Raw genomic sequence first — 641 nt, 5'->3', positions numbered from 1 at the left:
CGTGCCTCAAGCAGAGAGTATTTTCTTAACACCAGACAATCACTTGTCGTACATTTCTTCGACATTGATTCGTGAGATTGCAGTACTGGGCGGAAACATTGATGAATTCGTTCATCCAACGGTCAGCAAAGCCCTAGACGAACACTTTAAGCAGCAGTAACAGGAACAGGATCATGGCATTAATCATTACAGACGACTGCATCAACTGTGACGTTTGTGAGCCGGAGTGCCCCAACGAAGCCATTTCCCCTGGGGAAGAGATCTACGAGATCGAGCCATCTAAATGCACAGAATGTGTTGGTCACTATGACGAGCCACAGTGTCAGCAAGTGTGCCCTGTTGATTGCATCCCTCTTGATCCTGCTCACAATGAGACGCAAGAACAGCTCATGGCAAAATACGAAAAGCTAACGGGCATCTCCTAAAATTAGCCCTTTCTTAGATTCTGACTACACTTAGCCAAACAAATACAGTGAACTCAGTGTAGTTAGGTCGTTCATGAGCGAAGAAAAAGCAAACGAATCTGAAGTACCGTTAACCCCCGAACAACGTATCGAGCTATTAGAAAGCAAGGTTGACAAAAACCGTGTTTTCTTGTTGTTTTTTGCTCTCATTCTTACTGTCACCATTTCTGCGACCGT

1 protein-coding gene and 1 pseudogene are annotated in these 641 nt (G+C 44.8%); both read left to right on the top strand.

The window, feature by feature from the left end; all coding sequences use genetic code 11:
- Positions 1–160 (top strand): annotated as a pseudogene (locus A3739_RS29475) (phosphopantetheine adenylyltransferase); the annotation flags it as partial.
- 13 nt (positions 161–173) lie between these two features.
- Positions 174–425 (top strand): YfhL family 4Fe-4S dicluster ferredoxin, encoded by a 252-nt coding sequence (locus A3739_RS06045; RefSeq protein WP_068473542.1) that lies wholly within the window; start codon positions 174–176, stop codon positions 423–425.
- Positions 426–641: the final 216 nt, after the last annotated feature.

The sequence above is a fragment of the Oleiphilus sp. HI0067 genome (assembly GCF_001635735.1).
The sequence above is the reverse complement of the archived record's forward strand: the minus strand, read 5'-3'. Positions and strand labels throughout refer to the sequence as shown.